This window comes from Tardiphaga sp. 862_B3_N4_1 (assembly GCF_051811085.1).
Taxonomy (GTDB): Bacteria; Pseudomonadota; Alphaproteobacteria; order Rhizobiales; family Xanthobacteraceae; genus Tardiphaga; species Tardiphaga robiniae.
In genome coordinates this window covers 651,767-678,182 of sequence record NZ_JBPWQB010000001.1, presented here as the reverse complement: position 1 = coordinate 678,182, position 26,416 = coordinate 651,767, and the positions used below count along the sequence as shown (strand labels likewise).

At 60.7% G+C, this 26,416-nt stretch carries 20 protein-coding genes; 11 read left to right on the top strand and 9 right to left on the bottom strand.

All coding sequences use genetic code 11. The features are described 5' to 3' along the window. Positions 1-70: 70 nt before the first annotated feature. Positions 71-1,444 carry an NAD(P)/FAD-dependent oxidoreductase gene (locus AB8B02_RS03225; RefSeq protein WP_120288724.1) on the bottom strand — a complete coding sequence of 458 codons (1,374 nt, stop codon included), beginning with the start codon at positions 1,442-1,444 and terminating at the stop codon, positions 71-73. Positions 1,445-1,469: 25 nt separating this feature from the next. After that, complete coding sequence (locus AB8B02_RS03220; RefSeq protein ID WP_120288723.1) at positions 1,470-1,868, bottom strand: nuclear transport factor 2 family protein; 399 nt, start codon at positions 1,866-1,868, stop codon at positions 1,470-1,472. Positions 1,869-2,097: 229 nt separating this feature from the next. Here AB8B02_RS03220 and AB8B02_RS03215 point away from each other — a divergent pair, with 229 nt between their 5' ends. Beyond that, positions 2,098-2,880: a sulfite exporter TauE/SafE family protein gene (locus tag AB8B02_RS03215; RefSeq protein WP_120289185.1), complete on the top strand. Its 783-nt coding sequence runs from the start codon at positions 2,098-2,100 to the stop codon at positions 2,878-2,880. 6 nt (positions 2,881-2,886) lie between these two features. On the opposite strand, the gene AB8B02_RS03210 is transcribed toward AB8B02_RS03215, so the two are convergent. Next, a complete protein-coding gene (locus tag AB8B02_RS03210; RefSeq protein WP_120288722.1) occupies positions 2,887-4,431 on the bottom strand; it encodes a PLP-dependent aminotransferase family protein in 1,545 nt (514 codons plus the stop codon). Between the two features lie 235 nt (positions 4,432-4,666). Between AB8B02_RS03210 and AB8B02_RS03205 the strand changes: the two genes are divergently transcribed. The 8 genes from AB8B02_RS03205 to AB8B02_RS03170 all read left to right on the top strand — a co-directional run bounded on the left by AB8B02_RS03205 (position 4,667) and on the right by AB8B02_RS03170 (position 16,292). Beyond that, positions 4,667-6,268 carry an amidohydrolase gene (locus AB8B02_RS03205; protein ID WP_439063108.1) on the top strand — a complete coding sequence of 534 codons (1,602 nt, stop codon included), beginning with the start codon at positions 4,667-4,669 and terminating at the stop codon, positions 6,266-6,268. Further along, entirely contained in the window at positions 6,265-7,266 is a 1,002-nt protein-coding gene (locus AB8B02_RS03200) for a CobW family GTP-binding protein (RefSeq protein ID WP_439063107.1), read from the top strand. The genes AB8B02_RS03205 and AB8B02_RS03200 overlap by 4 nt, the downstream gene beginning before the upstream one ends. Before the next feature lie 16 nt (positions 7,267-7,282). Beyond that, entirely contained in the window at positions 7,283-8,911 is a 1,629-nt protein-coding gene (locus tag AB8B02_RS03195; RefSeq protein WP_120288719.1) for an ABC transporter substrate-binding protein, read from the top strand. A gap of 32 nt (positions 8,912-8,943) precedes the next feature. After that, positions 8,944-9,924 carry an ABC transporter permease gene (locus AB8B02_RS03190; RefSeq protein ID WP_120288718.1) on the top strand — a complete coding sequence of 327 codons (981 nt, stop codon included), beginning with the start codon at positions 8,944-8,946 and terminating at the stop codon, positions 9,922-9,924. After that, entirely contained in the window at positions 9,921-10,823 is a 903-nt protein-coding gene (locus AB8B02_RS03185) for an ABC transporter permease (protein WP_120288717.1), read from the top strand. Before AB8B02_RS03190 ends, AB8B02_RS03185 begins: the two co-directional genes overlap by 4 nt. A 3-nt stretch (positions 10,824-10,826) precedes the next feature. Next, positions 10,827-11,822, top strand: a complete 996-nt coding sequence (locus tag AB8B02_RS03180) for an ABC transporter ATP-binding protein (protein ID WP_120288716.1) — start codon at positions 10,827-10,829, stop codon at positions 11,820-11,822. After that, complete coding sequence (locus AB8B02_RS03175) at positions 11,819-12,850, top strand: ABC transporter ATP-binding protein (RefSeq protein ID WP_231077851.1); 1,032 nt, start codon at positions 11,819-11,821, stop codon at positions 12,848-12,850. The genes AB8B02_RS03180 and AB8B02_RS03175 overlap by 4 nt, the downstream gene beginning before the upstream one ends. 247 nt (positions 12,851-13,097) lie before the next feature. Then, entirely contained in the window at positions 13,098-16,292 is a 3,195-nt protein-coding gene (locus AB8B02_RS03170) for an ATP-binding protein (protein ID WP_439063106.1), read from the top strand. Positions 16,293-16,312: 20 nt separating this feature from the next. Here the strand turns inward: AB8B02_RS03170 and AB8B02_RS03165 are convergent, their stop codons facing one another. Genes AB8B02_RS03165 through AB8B02_RS03155 form a run of 3 tightly spaced genes read right to left on the bottom strand, consistent with a single transcriptional unit; the run spans position 16,313 to position 21,477 of the window. Next, a complete protein-coding gene (locus AB8B02_RS03165) occupies positions 16,313-17,896 on the bottom strand; it encodes a peroxidase (RefSeq protein ID WP_120288714.1) in 1,584 nt (527 codons plus the stop codon). 6 nt (positions 17,897-17,902) lie between these two features. Then, positions 17,903-19,969 carry a hypothetical protein gene (locus tag AB8B02_RS03160; protein WP_120288713.1) on the bottom strand — a complete coding sequence of 689 codons (2,067 nt, stop codon included), beginning with the start codon at positions 19,967-19,969 and terminating at the stop codon, positions 17,903-17,905. After that, positions 19,966-21,477, bottom strand: a complete 1,512-nt coding sequence (locus tag AB8B02_RS03155) for a cytochrome P450 (protein ID WP_439063105.1) — start codon at positions 21,475-21,477, stop codon at positions 19,966-19,968. Before AB8B02_RS03155 ends, AB8B02_RS03160 begins: the two co-directional genes overlap by 4 nt. 281 nt (positions 21,478-21,758) lie before the next feature. On the opposite strand from AB8B02_RS03155, the gene AB8B02_RS03150 reads away from it, so the two are divergent. Beyond that, positions 21,759-22,031, top strand: a complete 273-nt coding sequence (locus tag AB8B02_RS03150; protein WP_147421613.1) for a hypothetical protein — start codon at positions 21,759-21,761, stop codon at positions 22,029-22,031. 110 nt (positions 22,032-22,141) lie between these two features. Here the strand turns inward: AB8B02_RS03150 and AB8B02_RS03145 are convergent, their stop codons facing one another. The 3 genes from AB8B02_RS03145 to AB8B02_RS03135 all read right to left on the bottom strand — a co-directional run bounded on the left by AB8B02_RS03145 (position 22,142) and on the right by AB8B02_RS03135 (position 24,663). Then, positions 22,142-22,333 carry a hypothetical protein gene (locus AB8B02_RS03145; RefSeq protein ID WP_120288711.1) on the bottom strand — a complete coding sequence of 64 codons (192 nt, stop codon included), beginning with the start codon at positions 22,331-22,333 and terminating at the stop codon, positions 22,142-22,144. 10 nt (positions 22,334-22,343) lie between these two features. Next, positions 22,344-23,084: a Crp/Fnr family transcriptional regulator gene (locus AB8B02_RS03140; RefSeq protein ID WP_120288710.1), complete on the bottom strand. Its 741-nt coding sequence runs from the start codon at positions 23,082-23,084 to the stop codon at positions 22,344-22,346. 1,387 nt (positions 23,085-24,471) lie between these two features. Then, positions 24,472-24,663, bottom strand: coding sequence for a hypothetical protein (locus AB8B02_RS03135; RefSeq protein ID WP_439063104.1), 192 nt, complete (start codon positions 24,661-24,663; stop codon positions 24,472-24,474). Between the two features lie 126 nt (positions 24,664-24,789). Here AB8B02_RS03135 and AB8B02_RS03130 point away from each other — a divergent pair, with 126 nt between their 5' ends. Beyond that, entirely contained in the window at positions 24,790-25,119 is a 330-nt protein-coding gene (locus tag AB8B02_RS03130) for a hypothetical protein (protein WP_068738654.1), read from the top strand. Positions 25,120-26,416 lie beyond the last annotated feature (1,297 nt).

Genomic DNA, 26,416 nt, shown 5'->3' with positions numbered 1-26,416 from the left:
CATCGATTGTTCCTGCGTGCCCCGTGATCTATGAGCTCACAATCAATGTCTGGGCGACCGCTAGAAAGACCTACGCGGCTTCGTCGCGCGATTGGTAGAGCTTGTAAAGCATGCGTTGCCCGATACGCCGGAACGGCGAGAACGGATGCGTCGGCAGCGGCGACGTGAAGATCGGTAGGTCCTGCCCCTTGAAGTTCTTGCCCGCGATCATCTCGGCCATGCGACGGCCGGCCTGCGCCGAATAAGACACGCCATTGCCACCGTAGCCCAGCGCATAGAACAGAGTTTGCGAAGGATCGGGCCGGAAGATACGCGGCATCATGTCGTGGCTGACATCGACCCAGCCCCACCAGGAATAGTCGATCTGGATTCCCTTGAGCGCCGGGAACTTGCGGTGCAGCCCGTCGATCAGGAGCTGCAGATGCCGCGGATTTGCAGCGTCCGCGCCGGTGATGGCGCTGCGGCTACCGATTTGCACACGGTTGTCGGGCAGCCGGCGATAATAGAAGCGCAGCGTGCGGGTGTCGGTGATGACTTCGGTGGTCTTGAAGCCGGTCGCCTCCAGCTCTGCTTCGGTAAGCGGCCGCGTCACAATCGAGTTGGACATAATCGGCATGCAGCGGCCACGCAGCATCGACGTCAGGCCGAGCGACGTATAGGCGCCGGTAGCGATGCCAACCGCGCGGGCGCGCACGGTGCCGCTGGGCGTGCGCAGATGATGCACACTATTGCGCGTCGTGATCTCCAGCACCGGACTGCCGGGATGCACCTTGGAGCCGAGTTCGCGCACCATGCGCAGATAGCCGAAAGCGAGTTTGGCAGGATGGACGCCAGTGCCCAGCGGCTCATGAACAGCGCCGACACATTCTGCCTCGTTCACATAGTCGCGGCGTACGTCCTCGGCGGACAGCACGCGTGTCTTGTAGCCGAACACCTCGTTCTGGACTTTCGACTCGGCTGCGATCTTCTCGAACATCCGCTGGCGATGCGCGAGATAGAGGTGGCCGCCGCGCTGCGGTTCACAATCGATATTTCCGGTCTTGATCAGATCCTCGAAGGTCTCGAAGCCGTCCTGGATTTCCGCGTGCAGCCGCAGCGCCACATCGCGGCCCCAGCGCGCGATCCACTGCGAACGCGACAGCCGGCCCGACGCGTTCTGGCCCTGCCCGCCATTGCGTGTGCTGCAGCCCCAGGCGACGCGATTGGCTTCCAGCACCACGGCCTTGATGCCGAATTCGCGCGCCAGAAAAATCGCACAAGCGAGCCCGGTATAGCCCGAGCCGACGATCGCGACGTCGGCATCGACGTCGCCGGAGATCGGGCCATCATCGTCCGGCGGTGTTCCTGCCGTGGCGGCCCAATAAGTCGGGGCGTAGTCGCGGTGGGTGCCGGGACCGGGGGACACCAGGGGATCGTAGTGCTGATCGTAGGGAGCAATCGACATCGGCGCGGCCTCTATCACGGTGCGATCAAGACTGAGCCGGTAGCGGCGGGCGGTCCTTGCGGAATGCGCTCTTGCGCGAGAGCTTGTCGCCCTTGAACGTGAAGAGATCGCACCCCTCGGCCTCGATCCGCGTGCCGTTGGCTGCTGTACCGCGGAAAATCCATTCAGATAGGCCGCGGTCGCCGAACACGCTGTGCGATGTACAGGTCCAGCTCACATCCGGCATCCCGCCCCAGACCTTCTCGAAGGCCTCCTTGACATCGGCGGTGCCGGTGATGCGGTTGCCATACATCTCCGACCCGGCGGCGGTATCGAACACGATATCGGCGGTCATGCAGGCCATGACGCCGTCAACGTCGTGACGGTTGAACGCCTCGAATAGCGTAGCGAGAAGCTGGTGGCGCTGGGTCTGCTGCTCGGACATTGCAAGACTCTCTCGATCATTTCAACAACGGCCGGCACGGTGGCCAGCCATGGCCGCGAAATTGCCAGCGGCCGTGCCGCGCGATTAGGGCCAGTTGCGGCGAAGCACCCGTCCAGAGCCGAGCGGTTCACGCCGGCGATCTGGCCCAAAGATTGACGCGGGCTGGCCCTCCCCGGGCTGGCGGATGTCGCCATGGTGGCGGCATGACGAAGCGACGGACCGACGCGACATGCATGACCTGACGATCGCGATCGGCCATCTCGGTGCCGCGCTAACGCCAAAACTGGTTTTGCTGTCGATTGCTTCGATCTTCGTCGCCGCGGTGCTGCGCGGCTTTACCGGCTTTGGTTTTGCCCTTGCGGCCGTGCCACTGCTCGGCCTGTTCATGGCGCCGACCGAGGCCGTGCCGGTGGCGATCGGACTGCAGCTTGCCGGCAGCCTGCTCGATTTCCGCACAGCATCGCGGAGCTGCGACTGGCCGTCGCTGCGCTGGCTGATGATCGGCGCACTGATCGGATCGCCGCTGGGAACCCTGATCCTGACGGAAATCCCGGCGGCGATCTCGCGTCTGATTATCAGTTCGGTCACGCTGCTGGCGGTGTTCGCGCTGGGCCGCGGCTTCGCGTTGCCCGTGATCCCGCCACGCCCTGTGACGTCGATCGCCGGTTTCTTCTCCGGCCTGTTCAACGGGCTCGCCGCGATGCCCGGACCGCCGGTGATCGCTTACTATATGTCGGTTCCGCTGCCACGCCTGGCAACGCGCGCGTCGCTGATGGTGTTCTTCCTGATGACCTCGATCACGGCAACGATCACTTTCGTCAGCGTGGGCTTGTTGAACGCTCACACCATCGGCCTGTCGTTGCTCGGCCTGCCGGTGATGTGGCTCGGCACCAGACTCGGCGAAATCGCATTCCGGCGCGGCAACGACGCGATGCATCGCCAGGTCTCGATCATCAGCCTCGGCGCGATTGCCCTCGTCAGCGCCGTCAAGGGCGTGAGCGAGCTGACCTGAGCCGCGTCAGCTCATGCGTGCGATGATGCGACCGAGACGTTCAATGCCCGGTTCGATCCGGTCATTGCGGATCGACGAGAAGCCAAGCCGGAAGCAATTGGCATGGGTACCTTTCGTCATCGAGAATACGTCGCCCGGCTCGATCACCACGCCTTCTGCCAACGCGGCCGTGGCAAGTTCGGTGGCATCGCAGGCCGCCGGACATGTCACCCAATAGCTGGTGCTGCCGACGCCGCGCACGAAATCGCAACCGGCGAGATGCTTGGGCAGCAACTGATCGAGAATGCGTGCGCGCTCCAGTAGCACGCGTGAGACGCGCTGCAGATGCGAGCGGTAATGGCCAAGGCCGATGAACAGCGCCGCAACGCGCTGGTTGTTGAGCGGTGGATGCCGCAGCATTAGGCGCCGCAGCGCGCGCAATTCACGGATCACCGGCGCTGGTGCGGCGACATAGCCGAGCCGTAGGCCGGGCGCGAGCGCCTTCGACAGGCTGCCGACATAAAGCACGCGGTCGTTGCGATCGAGGCTCATTAGCGGCGGCAGTGCCGGCCCCTCCGAGATCAGCTCGCTCTCATAATCGTCCTCGATCAGGATGATGTCGCTCTCCTCTGCCTTGCGCAGCACTTCGAGACGGCGCTGCTCGGGCATCGCCACCGTGGTCGGGCATTGATGACCTGCGGTGACGTAAGCGAGATCGCAGCTCTCGAAGTTCGCATCGGGCACCATGCCCTCGCCGTCGACTGCGAGCGGCACGATATTGTCGGTCTGCATACCGAAAATGTTGCGGGCGTCGGGATAGCCGGGATCTTCCATGCCGACCCGGGTGCCCTGCTTCACGAACAATCGGGCGATCAGATACAGCGCATGCTGGGCGCCGATGGTCATCATGATCTCGTCCGGCCGCGCGCGAACGCCGCGGCGCGGCAACACCTGCAGCCGGAGCTGCTCGATCAGCGCCGGATCGTCCTCGTCGATCAGATCGCGGGCCCAGTTGTTGATCTCGGGCACGCTAAGTGCGGCGCGCGCACTTTCGCGCCAGTCATTGGTCGGAAACAGGCTTGGATCGAACTGCCCGAAGATGAAGGGATACGGATAGTCCTGCCAGTTGAGCGGCTTGACGATGTTCCGGTTGGCCGACGGCCGCACTGCGAAGCGCCCGGCCCAGCGCGCGGCGCCGGCCTCGTCGGGCGCCGCGCGGTCGTCGCGCTGGGTGCCGAGATGCTTGGGGAGGCCGGCCACGAAGAAGCCGCTGCGTTCGCGCGAAATGAGGAAATTCTGGTCGACCAGCTGCTCATAGGCGATCACGACGGTATTACGCGACACTTCGAGCAGTGTGGCCAGTTCGCGGCTCGACGGCATGCGCACACCAAGCGCCAGACGGCCTTCTTCGATGGCGGTACAGATCAACTGGCGGATCTGGAGCTGCAGGAAGGGACCGCGCCGGTCCAGCCCCTGGAACAGCGATCCCCAGAACAGCGCATCCCCAATGCCAGACGCTGCAGGACGCCCGTCTGCACGGGCGGCTTTCACTGAACCTCCGGGATTACCCATCGCGCCCTCCACACTCATCCCGAAACCAAAGCCGCACCCGTCTTCGGGCCTAACAGGATACTAAGCAAAAGCCGCGCCAAGGTGGACCGTCGGCACCGCGGGACTGGCCCCATTCGTGCATCCGATCTGGCGCTGGCTCGGAGCGATGCGAGGCCTCACGCTTCGATGACGGAATTTTGAGGGTGGTCCATTGAGCCAGGATACGATTGTTTTTTCGGCCCGCAAGATCGTGACCATGAACCCGTCACGCCCATCCGCCACGCATGTCGCAGTGCAGAACGGCCGGATCGTCGCAGTCGGCAGCTTCGACGAGATCGTCGCTACCAGCGGCGCCAAGGTCGACGACCGTTTCAAGGACAAGGTGCTGCTGCCCGGCTTCGTTGAAGGCCACAGCCACATCATGGAAGGCATGATGTGGTCGCTGCCTTATGTCGGCGCCTTCGACCGCCGCTCGCCCGAAGGCAAACTCGTCCAGGGCCTGCCGGATATCGATGCCATCGTCGCGCGGCTGCAGGAAGCCGAGGCAGCGATGACCGATGCCGAGGCACCGCTCTTCGCCTGGGGCTTCGATCCCCTGCATATCGGCAGCGTGTCCCTGACGCGGCAGGATCTCGACCGCGTATCGACCACGCGGCCGATCATGGTCGTGCATGCATCGTTCCACATCAGCAACGTCAACACTATCGTGCTGCAGCGCGCCGAGCTCGATCGCACCACCAATATTTCCGGCGTGGTGATGGGCAAGGACGGCGAACCATCCGGCGAAGTCCAGGGCATTGCCGCTCGGTTTCGCGTGTTCCGCGTGCTCGGCACCAATCCACTGTCTGGCAATCTCACAGCCGATGACGTCAACCGCTACGCGGCATCGTCGTGCATTCAGGGCGTGACTACCATCACCGACCTGCACAACGATCTTGCTGACCTGACCATCGAGGTCTATCGCGCCGCAAGTCGGCGCGATGATTTCTCGGTGCGCCTGGTCCCGGCCATGGCCTCGGTGTCGCACAGCCCGGAACAGGGCGTCGAGAAGATCAAGACACTGAAGGCGTCGAACAATGACAAGCTTCACTATGGCATCGTCAAGCTGGTGGTCGACGGCTCGATTCAGGGCTTTACCGCGCGGCTGCGCTGGCCGGGCTATCACAACGGAGCGCCCAACGGGTTGTGGTACATCGCGCCGGAAGAACTGCCGTCCATCGTTGCAGCTTACCACAATGCGGGCATCCAGCTGCACATCCACACCAATGGCGACGAAGCCACCGAAGTGGCGCTCGATGCCGTCGAGGCCGCGCAGATCGCAAAGCCGCGGCCCGATCACCGCCATACGCTGCAGCATTGCCAGATGGCGGATGCTGCGCAGTTCAAGCGCATGAAATCGCTCGGCATGTGTGTCAACTTGTTTTCCAATCACATCTATTACTGGGGTGACTCGCATTACGAGCTGACCATGGGTCCGGAACGCGCCAACAGACTCGACGCCACCGGTACCGCGCTGCGCGTCGGCGTTCCCTTCGCAATCCATTCCGACGCCCCGGTGACGCCCCTGAGCCCGCTGTTCACCGCCTGGTGTGCCGTCAACCGCGTGTCGTCGAGCGGACGTGTGCTCGGCAAGGAGACCGAAGCGCTGACCGTCGAACAGGCGCTTGCCGCGATCACGATCAACGCCGCCTATACGCTGAAGCTCGATCACATCGTCGGCAGCATCGAGGCCGGCAAATATGCGGACTTCGCGGTACTTGATGAAGATCCGCTTGAAGTCGCGCCGGAGAAGCTCAAGGATATTGCCATCTGGGGTACCGTGGTCGGTGGCCACGTGCGGGAGGCGCCACGGGCATGACGGCAGCGTCATCAGCGAAAATTCCCGTGACGGTGGTCGGCGGCTTTCTCGGCGCCGGCAAGACGACCTATCTGAATCACCTCCTTCGCACCGGCTCCGCCCGCTATGCCGTGCTGGTCAACGACTTCGGCGCGGTGAACATCGACGCCGGCCTGATTGCCCAGCACGACGGCACCACCATGACGCTGACCAATGGCTGCGTCTGCTGCAGCATCGGCGGCGGCTTTCTGGATACGCTGGGCCGGATTCTCGACGACGCAATCCCGTTCGATCACATCATCATCGAAGCGTCGGGCGTCGGTGATCCCTGGCGCATCGCCGAGATCGCACTGGTGGAGCCGAGCCTGCGCCTGAATGCCGTGATCGTGCTCGCGGATGCATCCCGCATTTCAAAACTGCTGATCGACAGTCGCGTCGGCGACACCGTGCGCGGCCAGTTCGATCGCTGCAGTCTCGTGCTGCTCAACAAGGTAGACCTGCTAAGCCGCACCGCCGTCGATGCGGCCCGTGCCACGGTCGCGGCGCTGCGTCCGGACATCCAGATCATCGAGACGACAGAACATACGCTGCCGGTCCTGCCGGACGGCGAGGTCAAGGCGACATCGCGCTTCGCCGCAACCGCGGTGGACGACCGCGCCGATCATGAAAGCGCATTCCGCCGATGGTCGTATCGGCGCAGCGGCACGTTCGATCGTGGCCAGCTTACAGCAGCACTAGCCGCATTGCCGCCGCAGCTTTTGCGCCTCAAAGGACCATGCCGGATCGCCGGTGATGCGTCGCCAGCGCTGCTGCAGATGGTCGGGCAAGACTGGGCGCTGACACCTGCTCCCGCCGATATGACGGCTCAAAACGACATCATGCTGGTCGGCGTCGGCACCGACGCCCTGCCCGATGCCGGCGCGCTTGATGCCATTCTCGATGGCGCGCTGATCCAGGTTTCACAAACACACCCGACAACGGCGGACCTCAACCGTCGGCACGCTGCATTCACCCTCTGAGAGAAGGACCGACAAGATGTCTTCGATCTGGTCACGACGACCCCGTTCGCTGAAAGCGTCTCTTCTGACCTGCGCTCTGGGCCTTGCCCTCGTCGCAACCGCCATCGCGCCGAGCATCAAGCCGGCGCTCGCCGCCGACGGCGGCACGCTGGTGATCGCCTCCACGCAGGTGCCGCGCCACTTCAACGGCGCCGTGCAGTCCGGCCTCGCCACCGCGATGCCGTCGACGCAAATCTTCGCTAGTCCGCTGCGCTATGACGACAACTGGAATCCGCAGCCTTATCTCGCAAAGTCATGGGAGGTCGCGCCGGACGGCCTCTCGGTGACGCTAAAGCTGGTCGACAATGCCCTGTTCCACGATGGCAAGCTGGTCACGTCCGAGGACGTCGCCTTTTCGATCATGACCATCAAGGCGAACCATCCATTTCAGAGCATGCTGGCCGCCGTCGATAAGGTCGATACGCCCGACCCGCTCACCGCTATCATCCGCCTGAAGCATCCGCACCCGGCGCTGCTTTTGGCGATGTCGCCTGCACTGATGCCGATCCTGCCGAAACACGTCTATGGCGACGGCCAGGACATCAAGGCGCATCCCGCCAATCTGAAGCCGGTCGGCTCAGGCCCCTATCGCCTCACCGAATACAAGCAGGGCGAATATTACACGCTGGAGAAGTTCGACAAGTTCTTCATCACCGGCAAGCCCAAGCTCGACAAGATCGTCGTCAAGCTGGTATCGGATTCCAATGCCGCTGTGGTCTCGCTTGAGCGCGGCGACGTCAACGTGCTGCCGTTCGTCTCAAACACTCGCGACATCGAGCGCATCGAGAAGATGCCGAACGTCACCATCACCGACAAGGGCTTTGCCGGCGTCGGCCCGATCAACTGGCTCGCCTTCAACACCAAGAAGAAGCCGCTCGATGACCTGCGCGTGCGCCAAGCGATCGCCTTTGCCGCCAACCGCGAATTCATCACCGGCAAGCTGATGGGCGGCAAGGCGAAGACCGCCACCAGCCCGATCGCCCCGGGATCGCTGCTGCTGGAGCCCGGCGTCGAGATGTACAAGCTCGATCTCGCGAAGTCGGCGAAGCTACTCGACGACGCCGGCTATCCGAAGGCTGCCGACGGCACGCGCATGAGCCTCACCATCGACTACATCCCCGGTGACGAGGAACAGCAGCGCAATGTCGCCGAATATCTGCGCTCGCAGCTCAAGCGCGTCGGCATCAATCTGGAAGTCCGTGCCGCGCCGGACTTCCCGACCTGGGCGCAGCGGGTCTCGAATTGGGATTTTGACCTGACGATGGACAACGTGTTCAACTGGGGCGATCCGGTGATCGGCGTCAACCGCACGTACCTTTCGAGCAACATCCGCAAGGGCATCATCTGGTCGAACACCCAGCAATACAGCAACCCGAAGGTCGACGAGCTGCTCGCCGCAGGCGCGCAGGAGACGTCGCCCGAGAAGCGCAAGGCATTGTATTCGGAATTCCAGAAGATCGTCGTTAACGACGTGCCGATCTATTTCATCAACGGAGCGCCCTATCGCAACGCCTTCAGCAAAGGCCTCGGCGGTCTGCCGACGTCGATCTGGGGCATGATGTCGCCGCTCGACGAGCTTTATTGGGAAGTGCCGCCGAAGACCTGATGGTCTTCGGCTCACTCTGACGGTCCAGCACCATGAACCTCGCTCTTCACATTCTGCGTCAGGTGGCCAATGCAGTTGGCCTCCTTATCGCCGTGCTGGTCCTCAATTTCTGCCTGATCCATGCTGCGCCCGGCGATCCCGCTCTAGTGATCGCGGGTGAGATGGGCGGTGCGTCGGCCGACGTCATCGCTGCACTGCGGGTCAAATACGGCCTCGACAAGAGCCTGCTCGAACAGCTCTTCACCTATCTCGGCAGCGTCGCCACCGGCGACTTCGGCTATTCCTATTATTTCAATGCCCCCGTGACCGGCCTGATCGCCCAGCGCATTCCGGCGACGCTGTATCTGGTGCTGTCGGCGCTGGCGATCTCGGTGGTGATCGGCACGCTGCTCGGCGTCGTCAGCGCCCGCAAGCCGAACGGGCTGCTCAGCCAGGGCGTCACCATCATCTCGCTTGCGGGCTATGCCGCGCCGGTGTTCTGGACCGGGCTGATGTTGCTGCTGCTGTTCGGATCGGTGTGGCCGATCCTGCCGGTGACGGGCATGACCGACGTCGCGCGGCCCAAGGTCGGCTTCGCGCATGTCGTGGATATATTGCAGCATCTCGTGCTGCCCGCGACCACGCTCGCACTCGTCTTCATCGCGCAATATAGCCGGCTCGCCCGTGTCAACATGATCGATGCGCTGACGGCTGACTACGTGCGCACCGCCCGCGCCAAGGGCCTGCCAGAATTTATCGTGATCGGCAAACATGCGCTGCGCAACACGCTGATCCCGATTGTCACTGTCGCCGGGCTGCAATTCGGCCATCTGTTCGCGGGCGCCGTGCTGGTCGAGACGGTGTTCAGCTGGCCCGGCATGGGACGGCTGGTGTTCGAATCCATTCTGCGCCGAGATTATCCGACCCTGCTCGCCGTGCTGTTCTTCTCGGCGGTCTTGGTCATGGCCGCCAATATCATCACCGATCTGGTCTATCGCCTGGTCGATCCGCGCATCCGTTCGGGGGCCCGATGACCACAATCGAATCCACCGCCATCGAGCCCGATAGGACCGCGCTGCCCGTGAGCGCCGCGGCGTCGCCCACGATGGCCGCGCTGCGCCAGTTTGCCCGCAGCCCGGCGGGCGTCGTCGGCGCGGTTGTGCTGCTGTTTCTGATGCTCGCCACCTTGTTCGGGCCGTCGATCTACGGCGTCGATCCGCTCGACATTGCCGGCGCGCCCTGCACGCCGCCGGATGCGGACACCTGGCTCGGCACCGACTATCTCGGCCGCGATATCCTGGCGGGGCTGCTGCAGGGCGGCCGTGCCACGCTGACTGTCGGCGGCGTGGCAGCGATCATCACCATCGTGATCGGCGTCACCATCGGTTCGCTGGCCGGCTTCTTCGGCGGCCCCATCGACACGGCACTGACCAAGATCACCGAGTTCTTCCAGATCCTGCCACCGCTGCTGTTTGCCATGGTACTGGTCACTCTGTTCGGGCAGACGCTGACCACCGTGACCATCGCGATTGGCGTGGTGAGCTGGCCGTCTGCCGCGCGCCTGACCCGCGCGGAGTTCCTGCGCTTGCGCAATCTCGATTTCGTCAAGGCATCGCGCGCCGCCGGCGCGGGCAATGGTCACCTCATCCTGCGCGTCGTGCTGCCCAATGCGCTGCCGCCGATCATCGTCTCAGCGACGCTCGCGATCGGCGTGGCCATCCTGTTCGAAGGCGGATTGAGTTTCCTCGGCCTCGGCGATCCCAACACCATGAGCTGGGGCCTTATGCTTGGGCAGAACCGCAATTATGTGCTCAATGCCTGGTGGACCGTGGCGTTTCCCGGTGCTGCAATCTTCATCGCGGTGCTCGCCATCAGCCTGATCGGCGACGGCGTCAATGACGCCATCAATCCGCGCCTGCGGAAGCGAGGCTGAGCGATGCCCCCCGTTCTCTCCGTCAAAGATCTCAGCGTCTCGATGAACGGCACCAAGGGCATGGTGCCGGTGCTTGAGCATCTGTCATTCGACGTCGCGCAAGGCAAGACCATGGCGCTGGTCGGCGAGTCCGGCTGCGGCAAAAGCATGACCGCGCTCGCGATCATGCAGCTATTGCCCGAAGACTTTCGCGTCACCTCCGGCAGCATTCTGCTGGATGGCGTCGAGGTTTTATCGGCATCACCCAAGGAGTTGCGCAGCCTGCGCGGCGACAAGATGTCGATGATCTTCCAGGAGCCGATGACGGCGCTCAACCCGCTCTACACGGTCGGTGACCAGATCGGCGAGGTGCTGCGTCAGCACCGCGGACTGAGCCGCCGCGATGCCCATGCGCAAGCGATACAGTTTCTCAAGGCGGTGCAGATCCCCGCGGCTGACAAACGCGTCGATGCCTATCCGCATCAATTGTCCGGCGGCATGCGGCAACGTGTGATGATCGCCATGGCGCTGGCCTGCAAGCCGAAGCTTCTGATCGCAGACGAGCCGACCACCGCGCTCGACGTCACCGTGCAGGCGCAGATCTTCGACCTGCTCAGCGAATTGCAGGACGACACCGACACGGCCATCGTGCTGATCACCCATGATCTCGGCGCCGTCGCCGAACTCGCCGACGATGTCGCCGTGCTCTATGCCGGCCGCTGCATCGAACAGGGCGCCGCACACGAGATCATCGCCCGTGCGCGGCATCCCTATACGCGCGGGCTGATGGCCTGTGTGCCACATCTGCAGCTCGGCCGCATGAGCAACCATGCCTCGGCCGAGCTCGACGAAATCCCAGGTATGGTGCCGCCGCTCGGCGCACGCGGGCCGGACTGCGCTTTCCTGCCGCGCTGTGCCTTTGCCGGCGCGATCTGTCGCGCACAGCCGCAGCCGCCGTTCGATCGCATCGATGCCGGTGCCGCCGTATCGTGCTGGCGTCATCAGGAGATCACACCGTGAGCGATGGCTTGAATATATCTGCGCCCGCAGACGTCCTGCTCGACGTCAACGATCTCGTGGTGCACTTCCCGGCCGGACGCCGCGGCATGTTCGGTCCACCCTCGAAGGTCCACGCGGTCGACGGCGTGAGTTTTCGCGTCCGCCGCGGCACCACCTTCGGCATCGTCGGCGAAAGCGGCTCCGGCAAATCGACCACTGCGCAGGCGGTGATGCGGCTGATCCCGATGACCTCCGGCCAGATCGTGTTCGGCGGCGAGAACATCGCAGACTTCCGCGGCGAGAAACTGCGGCTGGCGCGCAGCAAATTCCAGATCGTGTTCCAGGATCCGTTCTCGGCACTGGATCCGCGGCGCCGCGCGGGCGATCTGATCCGCGAACCGCTCGACCTGCTCGGCATCGGCTCGCCACGCGAGCGCGAGGTCCGGGTCAAACAGCTTCTGGAGGAAGTCGGCCTGCCGCCGCAGGCGGCTGATCTGTTTCCGCATCAGTTTTCCGGCGGCCAGCGCCAGCGTCTGTGCATTGCACGTGCGATGGCGCCAGAACCCGACCTGATCGTCTGCGACGAAGCGGTGTCGGCACTCGACGTCGCTATCCAGGCGCAGATCCTGAACCTGCTGAAGAAGCTACAGCGCGAGCGCGGCCTGACCTATATCTTCATCTCGCACGATCTCGGCGTGATCCAGCATTTCTGCGACGAGATTGCGGTGATGTATCTCGGACGCATCGTCGAACAGGCGCCGGCGCAGGTGTTCTTCTCGGCACCCTTGCATCCCTATAGCTGGTCGCTGATATCAGCCGCCGCACCGCCCGGCCCGCTGCGCGACCGGCTGAAGAAGGACTATCTGGTCAAGGGCGATCCACCGAGTCCGGTGGATCCACCGCCCGGCTGCCGCTTCGCGCAGCGCTGCCCGTTCGTGGTGGAGCGGTGCCGTGACGAATTGCCGATCCTTCAGGTCGAGGCCGAGGAACACTTCATCGCCTGCCATCGGACCGGCGAGATCGCCCCTCCGGATTTTGCATCCCTGTGAGCCGTCGCTGTGGGGCGTCCGCATTGCGCCAATTGCTGTCACTCATATGTTCGTCGACGCTTGCAGCATGGCGCGCCTATTGCACTGTCCCCATCCAAATCGGGCGAACCGTCCGATTTGGTACTAGGCGCAACTGGCCGACGCTTTCCAGATCACACCGCGCTCACCCTGGCCTGAGACATAGCTCCCGACATTGCCATGATCGCGCAATTGGATAGATTGCTTGCTCCGCCGGAAAGGGTGAAAGGTGGCATCCAAAGAAGGGCACAACCTATTGGACGATTCCGCGAACCAATGCGCGTATTGCGGGTTCACGATGCAATTGGATGCACGCTTTTGCGGTGGCTGCGGGCGGCCAAGGGCTGCTCCAACTGCGCTTGGCGTTCATGCACTCTCATTCCTGCAATCGCAAATCCCGCCAGAACTCGCTGAGCGTATCATGCGGTCCGGCACATCCATGCTGGGCGAGCGCAAACGTGTCACCGTCCTGTTTGCCGATATCCAGCGGTCGACCGAACTCATCGACCAGTTGGACCCAGAAGAAGCGCTGGAAGTTATTGGCCCAGTGCTCAAGCGGCTGATGGACGCCGTGCATGAGCACGATGGGTTGGTCAATCAAACGCGCGGTGACGGCATTATGGCGCTCTTCGGCGCCCCCATTGCGAGCGAAGACCACGCCGTCCAGGCCTGCCGCGCAGCACTGGCTGCGAGAAATGCGATCATCGAATTCAATCGTCTGCATCAGCGCTCGATCAGTATCAGAATTGGCCTGAATTCCGGACAGGTCATCATTCATTCGATCGGCAACAATCTGGCGATGAACTATGACGCCGTTGGAAAAACGGTTCACCTCGCCGCCAGAATGGAAGCGCTTGCCTCCCCTGGCTCGATCAAGTTGTCGTCCGACACCTTCCAACTCGCGAAGGGCTTCATCAGCGCATTGCAGCTCGGGCCCGAACAAGCCAAAGGGGTCGCCGAGCCGGTGGAGACCTATGAACTGGTGTCGATGCGGCCGCGCACGCGCTGGCAGGCTCGCTCATCCGGCGGCCTCAGTCCGCTGATCGGACGTCGGACAGAATTAGATTCCCTCAAGAAACTGCTGGATAACGCCGCTGCGGGACACGGACGCGCGGTGACCATTGTCGGCCCTGCCGGGATCGGCAAATCGCGTCTGGTCCATGAGTTCATCGCCAGCGTTCCAGAAGAATGGCTGGTCCTGCAGACGACCTGCGCTTCTCAACGCGCGAACTCCAGCTACTATCCCGTCAGCACGTTGATACGTGAGCTCTTCGGCGTACGCGCCGAGGATAGCCCCGCCTCAGCTGCCAGCCGGACCAGCACCCGTGTTGCCCGCCTCGATCCAAATCTGCCCCCACATCTTCCGGCCATCCTCTCGCTCCTGGATCTCAACAGCGAGGACGAAGACTGGAAAAAGCTTGAGCCATCCGAAAGACGCAATAAGGTCATCGACGCCATGAAGACGCTCGTCTTCTCGCAGGAACGGTTGACGCCCTTGCTCATCCTGATCGAGGACATCCACTGGGTCGATGCCGAAACCCAGCTCATTCTGAACAGCATCATGGGGATGCTCGATAGCGCCCGGGTCCTCGTGGTCGTCACGCAACGCCCGGAACGCATCTGGTCCGGTCGAGCGGTTGAACGCCTGGACATCGCGCCGCTCAGCGAACCGGACGGTGATCAACTGCTTGTATCGCTGTTGGGCGATGACGGAAGTCTGGGCTACATCAGACGACGTGTCCTCGCGAAAGCGCAAGGCAATCCACTCTTCGTAGAGGAACTGGCCCAGGCACTCAAAGATACGAAGGTGCTAGTCGGCGATCCGGGCCGCTACAAAGTCAGCGATGGATCGTCTAATATCAAAATCCCCGAGACCATTCATTCCGTTCTGGCATCGCGTATCGACCTACTCGATCAAGCGACGAAATCGCTTTTGCAAATGTCCGCCGTGATCGGCAAAGACATCTCATTGATCCTGCTGTCCGGCATGGTTGGAACTGATCCCGACGAACTGGCTCCTCGTCTTCTGGCGCTCGAGTCGGGGGATTTTCTCAGAAAGGCCACTACCTCCGGCACCGTCGAATATTCGTTCAAACATGAGCTCACGAGAGAAGTGGCCTACGGCATGATGCTACTCAGCGTCCGTCGCTATCTCCACGCCAAGGCGATCGAAATTATCGAGCTTCGATTCGCCGACCGTCTCGACGAACATATCGACCGACTTGCCGACCACGCGTTTCTCGCTGAGCTATGGCAAAAGGCAGTTCCGTATCAGTTGCGGAGCTGCCGTCGAGCAATCAAGCGTGGCGCCAATCAGGATGCGATCGCCATTTACGAGCGTGGTCGCGAAACGCTGGCGCATTGGCCGCCGTCATCGAAGAAAACCATCTCTGAAATAGATCTGCATCTGACGGTGATTACGGCGCTCGAACCAATCGGCATGCATCAACGTATTGCCGACGTCTTGCGTGAGGCGCGCCGGCTGGCCGAAGAATCCCGGGAACCATGGCGGATTGCGGCGGTGAATTGTCAGTTGACAGTCGCACTCTGGAGACTTGGCTATCACGTCGAAGCCATGACCGCTGCCCAAACGGCACAGTCGATCGCAGAGAAGATCGGCCAACCCGTCCTAACCTTTGCCGCTCTCCACAATGTGGGCATCATCCACCATGAAACCGGCGACTTCACGCAATCGCTTGCGTATCACGAAAAATGTCTCGCGATCGAAACGCCGGAGATCGACGAGAAGCGCGCTGGATGGGCCGCGCTTCCCAGCGTGATGCTTCGGACTTTCATGGCCGATTCACTGATCGATCTCGGTGACTTCCCACGCGCAGAGGCTCTTGCAAAAGAGGCAAGGCTGTTGGCGGTGGCGGCGAACCACTCGTATTCCCGCGCCAACATTAATCATGTTTTTGGTCGGCTCCGGATCGCGCAAGGGCGCCCTGTCGAAGCGCTCGCGCTGCTGAATGAGAGCTGGCAGACATGCCTCGATCTTGAGATGAAACAGATGTACCCGGTCTTCGCGTCCCGGATGGGCGAAGCCTATCTCGCATTGGGCGATGTCGAATCTGCGCTCAACATCCTCGCAGTGCCTGAAAAGCTGGATATTCCGCTCGCTGAACACGCATTCGGCTGGCGCTTTCTGTTCATCGCTCAAGGTCGTGCTTTCCTTGCCGCCGGCCGCAGCAAGGAAGCCAAAGCCGTAGCTGAAAGAGCGCTAGCACTGGCGGAAGAGCGCGGAGAATTGCCACAGCAAGTCTACGCCAAGAAGCTTCTGGGCGACGTTGCCCATATTCTCGATACGAGCAACACGACCACCGCAGAACGATACTATCGCGAAGCGCTCGGTCTCGCCGAACAGTGCTCCATGCAGCCTTACACGACGCTCTGCAACGATGCGCTTGCCACCTTGGTTGCCTGAATCAGACCCTGGCTGCGAGCTCAATCGGCCAGGGCGCGGATGGCATTGATACCCGGCAGGAAAAAGTACGCCCCACCACGCACCGTGACAAAGGGGCGAGGTTTTTCGATATGGAGATTGAACGGTCTCTGCTGAATGACGAGTTCATCTCCGTCATGAGCAACATGGCTAATCGGATCGGTCCCGACGGGCAGTCCTCCGAACTGAGGATTGTTCAGCCACGAATGCTGGATCATCTCGAACTGGCCAGCGATATCGGCGTTCAACGCGATGAACGCCGTCCCGCGCCGAGAACCCTTGCCGATTGTCTCGTCCTGCTCGCCGCGCCTGGCTCCATAGGGCCGGCCGCGCCTGATAATGCGATGCATCTTGGACAGCTTCAGTGCGACATCCGGGTCGGAGCCAATGGCATCGCGCGGATTGGCACGGCGAATATGCGCGCCAATCGGACAGGCCATCCCTGACTCGTCTTCGTAGGCGTAAAGAAAATCATTGCGTTCGGGTGCCGACGGTGAATCGGCGCCGGCACGCACCAGCGGCGCACCGTTGCGGTACCGACCGATCAGCCGTGCCGCAACCTCCTCTGTCGCCTCGACATCGGCTTTGCCATGCATTCGGGTAGCGAGGCTGGCAACAAATTTCTCGAAGGCGTCCACGTCCTGCTCCAGTTGCCGGAACACCAGGTAGGTTCCGTTACGCAGCAGATCGCGCAGATTGGAGCCGGGCTTCACGGATTGGCTGCTGATGCGCTCCCGACGTTCATTGCGATAGCCGAGCACAAATTCGCCTGGCTTGACCAGGGAGATGCGGCGGTCTTTTGCGCTCAGGACCTTGTCTCTTTCGCCACTGCCCGCGAGGGTGTGACAGGACTTGGCTTTTTTCTCGTTCTTGGCGTTTTCCTCGCTTCGGATAGCCAGGGGCGACCCCTCGATGATCGGCTGCGAGATGCCGTCGACGAAGCCGAAATGCTCCTTGGCATCGTCATAGAGGCGGCCATGGACGATGACGGGCCGGCCGTTGCCTTGGTCACCAGTCACAACAACGTCAGCAACGCCGTTCATCGCGCGCTGCTCCGCCTGGACTAGGGCCTGCAACACATGTTCTTCGGATGCATAAAGCAACAGCATGCCGTGCACCTCGGCGGACGGCCCCCATCCACCCCACTCCCATCGGCATGGTGAGCTTTCTCCCGCGTCGCCGAGAAGGCCGGAGCGTCGGGGCATCCGTCTGCCAGACGTCGGCTTCGGCGCCATGCCTTCGAGAAATTCCACGGAGAAGTCCGACAGCTGATGCTCGTCGAGATCTAGCTCCTGGAGGCCGCTGGCAGTGATGGCCAGATTGATCGCCGTCCGATCGCCAACACGCATGGCCTTAAGTGCCCGGATGTTCGTCGGCGGTAACTGCAGATCCGTCGCGCCGTCATCTTCCCCCTCAATCCTGTCCGCGCGCATCAATCGCTCGGCCAGATCGCGCAGCCAGCGCTTGGCAGCATCCCGCTGGCCTGGAAGAAAGTGCCAGGCCACATAGGCGGAGTACGGCAATTGCGGATAGCCGCTTAACAGCAGCCCCTGCACATCATGCCATTCGATTTTTTCCGTGTTCATGGTTTTTCAAAGACGTTGGAGGAATCGATCGATAGCCGGCGAACTCAACGGAGCGAACAGATCTTGTCTGGTATCGGTGTTCGCATTGATGCCGACAACACCGAGCATAGGATAGGCGCCGTACCAGACGATGGTTTCCACTTGGCTCTGCCGCACATAGGCCTTGAACGGCCTCGCATCCTGCGCGCCTTGCCAGAACAGAAAACGCGTGGGCGGAAAACCGTAGCGTTTCCCTGCCGCGTTCACGAACGTATTGGTCCAGATCGCATTCAGCCCCTTCACGGCGGCCAGATCGATGAACTCGTTGAGGTAGCTCTCCCAGGCACCGCCGAAATTGTCGAGAAATAGCAGACGCCGGCCACCATCGATCAGCACCCAGCGCGCCGAGAGGATGGTTGGGATGCCGCCAAGCTCGCCCTTGTTGAACCAGAATTTCGCGAGAACATTGACGGCGAACAGGGCCAGTCGAAGGATCCAGTATCGAAGGACACCCGGCTTCACACAGGTGATGCTGGCCAGATGATTCTGGTACCGGTTAATTCCGACTTCCTCGCGCGCATATTTGCGCGCGTTGTCGCGAGCCCGGATTAAAAGACCCGCGGGATGTTCAAACGTCGTCCTGTCGCGATACTCGAGTGCCCCAACCGCGCACAGAGCCAGCAGTCCGACGAGATAGCCGGCCATCACGCCGCTCCATCCCAACAGAACCATCAAAAGCCAGCCGTAAGTGAGCGATCTGGCCATTCCAGCCACGTTGCTGATGACCGTTTCCGGCAGCAGCGCTGCAACGAGCAGGACGCCGACCGAGACCAGAAGGAACATGGCGAACTGGATAACATCCAATGCCATACGCCGCAGATTCTCGCGCGTCTTACTGAGAGGCTGAAGCTCGACCATCAACTGCAGCGATGTCGTGCAATACCAGCCGACGAGCAACAGTCCCCCAATACAGACAAGCTGGAACATGACCACCAGCGCCGCACCCAGCGACATCAGGATCCCACTCGGACCATCCACCAATATCCCGGCCCATGTCGGTGATCTGTCAACGCCGGAGATGACCGCGAGCGTGACAACACCGATGAGCACACCGACCAGCGCGTATCGTGTAACGACCGCCAATTGCAGCGGAAAGCGCCAGAACAGATGCTGGTCGCGGGTATTTTTGCTCGCACTCCGGAGAAGAAGTTCTGCCGCCCGGACCACCAGCCACATCACGCTCAATAGCATCAAGCCGGTCAGCGTTGCCGGCTGTATGACTTCGGTGAGCTGTGAGACCCACGGCAATGCCGATACCTTTGTATCGAAATGCTGCGTTGCGTGACCGACCGTCTCAAGCCATAGCGGCAACACCGCGTAGAGCGCTGATAGTCGATAGCCCAAAGCCCAGCACACGAGTGCGCCCAGAGCGCATGCCAGCAGCGCAACGACGATACCAGCCGCAACAGCGATCTGGGTTCGAAACGTCATCTGCCATGGCAATTGCGCCGGCTGCTCTGCCCAGCGATTGTCGGCACTGCCGCGAATGCACTCTCGTGTCACGAGATCGAGCAACCCCGCCGGGCGACCGGGCAAGATCGCATCGACGAGAAATCGCGCCGAAAGAAACGACACTATTCCCTTCCGAACGCTGTTCTCGCCTTTGACCTGCGCCACCGTGCGGCCGGGACTGCCACTAAAGAACGTATTCGCACCGACGTCATGGCGCTCCCAATACTCCCGGACCAGATTTGGGGTCGTTGTTCCTGACAAGGGATAGCCGACACACCGGCGGTAGACCTCGTCGAAACCAATTGGTGCATACTTTACCAGCTCATCCAGAAAACCCGCTCTCGGGCCATCGAACGTTGCCTCGAATACGAGACAAGGCCCGCCCCCGTCGGCAGCGTCCAGGATGACAAAACTACAAAAATGCAGACCTGCAATCTTGTCGAATGGAAACAATGGGCGGCACTCAAGAAACGCTGCCTCACCGCCAAACTGCGGGTCGGCATTGTCGCGAAGATAGCCCCTGCACCATTCCACTTTGGACGGTTCGATCGGCGTGATGATCGTTGTGAAATTCGGATTCAATGGACGGGCTCCGATCCATTCGCATTGAACGTCACGCGCAGCGAGCAAGGTGCTGGCCCGTCGTAGCCGACCTGACCGCCCTGTCCGGGCGCGCGCGCCAGACCCGGCAGGCGCATCAGCGCGCGCACTATCTCCAGCATGACCACGTCAGCAATGTATTTGCCGAAACAGTGGCGCCGCCCGAAACCGAAATGAAAGTAACTCTCGATGGGACGATCGCGAAATGTGAGCGGGTCTGGAAATGCTTCGGAATCGAACATGGCCGCCAGCGGCGGTGCCAAGACAAGCGTCCCGGCAGGCACCCGCCGGGCCCGCGGGGTGCCGTTGGCGATGATCGTATCACGCGGGCATGTTCGCACCAGCAAAGGCAGCATCGGACGAAACCGCATGGCTTCATAGATGCAGCCACGTAACGCCTCCCGCGCCGCTGCGAGCTGGCCATTCGGCGCATCAGCGGCGACCGATCCTTGATCGGTGTGGATCGCACGCTCGAGTGCAGCGGACAGTGCCTGAGCATGCGCCAATGCCCCGGCCTGCTCCAGCAACTGATCCACGGCATGGGTGACACCGCGGATAATGGTGGCTCCGCCCGTCGCAACCAGCCCGGTCAGATAGCAGCGAATCCACTCCTCATCAAACCAGGGCGGGTTGCCCGGCTGACCATGGCGGCGCTGCAACCGTGCCAGCAGGCTGTGAGCGGGAATGGATGGGTGCGATGCAGCGGCAGTAGTGGGGCCGCCGGATCCAAGCTGCAGCGTCAGTTGACAGGTCAGATCTGCGATATCGGCGCGAGACCGGCTCCACGGAAGCGAACCAACTGGCGGGTTGACCATAATGATGCCGGCCAGATTCCGCATGACGCCTGCCATTCGCTGCCGGTCTCCATTCAGTGGAGGGACGCCAAAGTATTCGGCCAGGACGGCAACCATCACCGGCTCCGCCAGATCGGCGACAACGTCGATCTGGCCCGAGTCCTTCAATGCCTCGATGCAGGACTGGCAATTCTCGGAAGAGATCGTCCGGATGAGCCGGGCATCAGTCTTCTCGACCACGCTCTGCAGCATTTCCCTCTCGCGGGCATGCTGCTCTCGCCCATCGACCGTCATCAGAAACGGTCCCCAGGGCATTCCGGGCTCGATGGTGTCGCCCAGTTCAAAGTCGTCGAAGCGTTCGAGCACCTCGCGTACATCGCTGGCTTTTGTCGCCACAAGGACGTTGCCGACGATCGTGATGGGCCGCACGACGCGCAGCACCGCGAAGACCGCCTTGAACAACCGAAGATGGGAGAGCACATGGCAGGACAGCCGATATTTAACGAGCTCGCCCCACATACGCATGCGCCATCCGAAGCGATCCACAGCGCTGGCGCCACCTGGATCAAGTCCATTGGGATCAGTCAGCTTCGAGCCGGATATGCCGGTTGCCGACTGATCCGGCGTATCGTCGCCGACCACCTGATCCCGGAATAGTTTCAATGAATGTTGATCCTGGCCGTCTGCCGGCAGCACCAGATCCTTGGTCTCGCGAATCCCATGCATCGGTGCGCCTATTCGGCTCGGGTTGGAGTGCTCAGCATTAGAACAAGAGCGTTTGTAGTTGTAGAACTATCTATATTCCATCGAAGATAGCTCGCCAAAACTAGGATTGTTGTCAGACTTGCAAGCCGCAACAACCAGCCGCTGGCCAGCGCCATCATGGCCGACACGTTAGCTGCCGCATTTCCCCGCGTCAGTGAACTAGATCACAGACAGCCGTCCATTCATTCGCATAGTAGCCTTATGGAGGCCAAATGCGACCAACGACAACACAACAACTTGCCATCGAAGCCATGCTCAACAGTCTGCTGGGGCCGCGTGTTTACGACCGCTTGTGCCTGGGTATGAAAGTCGGAGGAATGGATGAGGACGTCCTCTACGTCTTTGTCTCCAATGAAGCCTGCGCAGCGGAGATCGAAGCGGTTCACACGGATGATTTTGCCCTGGCCGCCGAACACGTGCTGAATCAGCCCGTCCGCTGCGTGAACGTCATCCCATACGATTTCTCGGATCTATCGAGCCCATAGCGGGCGCGCCTCACCTTTAGGGGAAACCAACTCTTCGCGTTAGCGAGCTCACTGTCGCCACACGCAGACGAGCCGCCCATTCGGGATGGGGGCTCCCACCTATCCGACGTCTAGAAGCTTTTTATCGGGTTGCCGAGCAGCACCGTGACAGCCAACACTACAACGACGCCATAGAGGATGAACACCCCGAGCGTGAGGCGTCGGTAAATGCGGCGATAGGTTTGCTCCAATTCGTCGACGGATGCCATGCCGAATACCTCCTGATACCCGGCCACTAATGGACCAAGCACCAGCGAAGTCATGTGAACCACATCACACCTTGAGCGAGCTCCCCGGTTCATCGAGGGTCGCGGGCTCGGCTTCGGCAACAGCCGCTAGCGCCTTCGGCTTGAGGATGGCGATGCTGCCGGGCTCAAGGCGGATCCACCCTTTCAAGGACCAGGCACGAAGTTGCTTGTTGATGCTTTCTCTGGTCACTCCGACCATCTCGCCGATCTCTTGTTGAGTGACGATAAACGGACGGCCGACGTCGGAAGGCTCGTGCTTCGAGGCCAAACCGATCAGCAGGTTCGCTAGCCGCGCAGGCAGGTCCTGCAGAATGACATGCTCGACCTGTTCACTCGTCCAGCGCAGACGGGCGCAAAGCAAGTGAATGAACTTCATGGCCAGCGTCGGTTGGGATTCGATAAATGGAAAGAAGTCTCGCCGGTCGATCACAATAAGCTCGCAATTGGTGTGAGCGATCGCATCGGCCGTTCGCGAAAGCCCATCGAGCAAGGCGATCTCCCCGAATATCTCACCTTTCGTCACAAGATTAAGGATAGCGCTACGTCCCTCAGATGAGGCGACGCTCATCTTGACAGCGCCGCTCACCACGACGAAGAGACTATTGCCGGGATCTCCTCTCACAAAGACGGTCGCCCCGCGTTTGAACTTTCGGAAGCTCGCATACTGGCATAGTTGATCTAATGCCTTGGCGTCGAGATCAATGAAAAATGGATGACTGCGTAGTATCGACAATCGGGGATTGATCTGAGAAACGCCTCGCGCCATCACAAGTGCTGCTCCATGCCAGAAATATTCAAAACAAGGCTAGACACATCGGTAGTGTGACGAAGCCCCCTCTCAAGAGTCATAGCCTGCCATGAAGACTTTAAGAAGTGACGCAGGGTTTTATCGCGAACAATGGCAGAAAACGACGAGGAGTTTTGCACTGACACCAATGATTTCTTTGCGCCCGGAAGCTGCCATTCGAAGTCAGCCGGCGGACTGTATAAGAAATGCGTATTTCTTATACAGTTCGCGCTTCGGATATCTTCTTGTTTCTTTCTTATACAGCCGGCTGCACGCCCAATGATTGGATAGAAAAATGCAGTTTCTTATGCAGTTGACCAACAGAAAGCAGCTCTCACGCCAGATATCTAGAACTTAGGCCGGGCGTAGCTGGCTGTTGTAGAGCCTCAGTGTAAATGTATGCTCGACTTGCTTCTCGGAATCTCCGCCGACCACCACGTTGTCCGGCACCTTGCCGTATCCCCACTCCCACAGAAGCTTGCCCCACTTGTCGTCGCCCTGGAGGGCTTGGAGCAGGCCGACGATGATGGTCGTCTGTAAGGGCTTCTTATCGTTATCGACTGCTTTCTTGATGGTGCCCGCAATGGCGGGCGGCAGTAGTTCTTCGCCTTCGAGTATCCGGCGAATCTGGGGCTGGAAAACTAAAGATGCAGCCGTTTAAGAAGCCGCCTTCCGTTGCCAAGCCCGCGCTATACACGCGCAAAATATGAATAGCTGAAGCACTCCGGTTTCTTTGAACTTGGCGCTCGCTGTCAAGGACTGTAGCGCCTAACATGATGCGACGTTGGAAACGGGATGCCGACCCGATCACGATGTCGCTGAAACACCGCATGTTGAAAAGTGGGGCGTTGTCGAGGAGCACCGGCGGAGAGCCAGCGGTGGCGCTTTGGCGCGAGGATGCCGAGCGATGCACGACTCCTGAATGAAGTTATCCGGAAGGCCTGACCCACAACGTGTGAATTCGGCACGCAGACTCTATGCGTTCGCGGCTACCAACGCGACAGGAGCATAGATCCGATCGCCGACGTCCGCCCAAGCGTCACCACGCTTATTTGGCGAATATTCGACAGAATTTATGATAGGCACGTAAGCGATTGAAATCATTGGCGCTCCGTAAGGGATACCAGCGACCGGATAGAGACCAATTTCGCTAATAGAATCAATAGGCAAGGCTGCCGCATGGCGGGCGTGTAGGACGTCATGTAGGACGCCTGAAAAACCGCTTTGTTCTGCCCCCGTTTACGGTCTGAGACAGTGTCCCAGTTTGAAAACTTAACTTTTACCTGGGACTTGGAGGTATTGACCTGCTTCCGGCTTTTGAGAATGTCAGCTAACTAAGTCGCCTTATCCAGAACTGGCTTTTTGCCTAATGTCGCGCCGCCTGTCGCCGCGTCCGCTCGATCCCGTTGTTGATTTCGCCATGGCAGGCTTCGACGGCCAGCTCCCGCGAGCGAAACTTCACCGGCCCCCGCACCGTGCGGTTGCCAGGATAGATGTTCCAGCGCCAAAGGCCCGGCTCGACCTCTTTGACATCATACTCGACCGTTCGATGCAGCATTCCGCGCGCCCAGTTCCCTGGCGAAGTATAGTACCGTCAAGGACTGCATTGGCCCTGCTTTGATCGGTCCGCTACACGACGCAGGCCTCTGAGGCTCAGGCCCTTCTGTTCGAGCCAGAGCAATGCATGCGCGATCTGTCGAAGCTCGTTACGGTCCGGACCTACCGGAAGTCTTCTCGCCCGCCGAAGTACTTCCGCGGCCTGGCGACGCATAGGCGAAGCGGAGCTCCCCGACCTATCGAGCTCTTCTTCTATCTCCAATACGAGCTGGCGAACCTTGGCAACTTCTATCTGATTCAGCGCCTCGCAGATCAGACGTTGGTAGTTGAGAACTACTTGTTCGACGTCGATCTCGTCTTCGACAATTGTCGCTCTTTCCAGCATCCGCGCCTCCTTGTGCACGAGGACGGTAAGAAAAATACAATTGAAGAGTTTGCGCAATCTCCAAAGTTATAAGACAGCTGATAAAAATGCTCAGCCTAATAAGAAAGTTCCTCATTCCCATTTCTTCTTAAGCGGCACCGCCTGCCCCGGCCCCGGACGCTGTGGCAGCACTGGCTGTTTGGGCTTCGGCGGATCGTCAGGAAAGGAGTTCCAGCGATAGGCAGCGTATCCGTAAAAGTAGTCCCACCAAGTTTCAGTAACGCTGGTGCCCACGGCATAGGATCTGGCTCTCCGTCATCGTCGTCCTCAGGGATCGCGATCGGGATCGGTGTGGCCGGGCTCGCCCACATGATTCCACCAGGGCCCATGCGCGTATACTCGCATTCATCGGGCTCGGTGCATTCGTCAACGATGTCGATGAGCTGAACGATATTATCGGCAGAGAAGACCCCGACGAGATCGCGGGTCTCGATTATTCGAACGAGATAGGTTGGCATGCCATCTTACCGGCCCCGGTAAGTTGTCCCCAGAGGCAGCTTAAGACAGGAATCTTCGCAGGTCACGCGCGGTCCAATCTCAGTCATGAAAGCTGACCCACTAAGCTCTCACCCAATGAGAAAACGGTCTCGGAATTTAGTAGATCGCGACATATGTGATCTGCTCATTCTACCGGAGGGGAAGGGTTTTTTAGTACCAATCAATTTTGAGTAGCTCCGGTAACCGCCGTGCGAAAATGCCGGCGGTTTTTTATGCGCGAACTCCGCGGCGATTTCGGACAAGCTAACGCGAACGAGAACGCGGCGCCCATCCCCCGTGACGCCATGCTCCGCCTTTAACCCTGAGCCTCGCGAGGCGTTTCATTCTCATTGGCGATGGCGTCTCTAATCATTCGGTTCACAGCAGGGCTCTTAACCCCAAGCCGTTCTGCGATCAGGGACGAAAGAACCCCCGACCGATGCAACTCAAGAGCCTTGCGGCAGCGTGCCTGATAGTCTTTCACGTCGTATTCCCAGTCTCGTTGGAGCGGTCACGGCCGCCCCTCAGATGAGGGAATACTCTATAAGCTTGCCCGGGAAAGTCCTGTGCACTTTGTGCCAAAAACAGGCGCGCTCAAATACTACCTACTGCCCAATAAAACAGTAGGAGGACCAAAACCACGAATGTTGTAATCAGCCCGGCTATGCCGAACGAGAGAAGGACTCGGTAGAGCCTGTCTTCCATTGTGCTCCCACGCCAATTCGCGCCTATTGTTCCGCCTGCCATGCGAGAGCCGATGGAGCAAGTAAAGGCGAAGGCATGAGTTCGCGATCGATCGGCCCATTCCATCAGGGGCGAGAAACATCCTGTACCATTCGCTCAGGATGTAGGT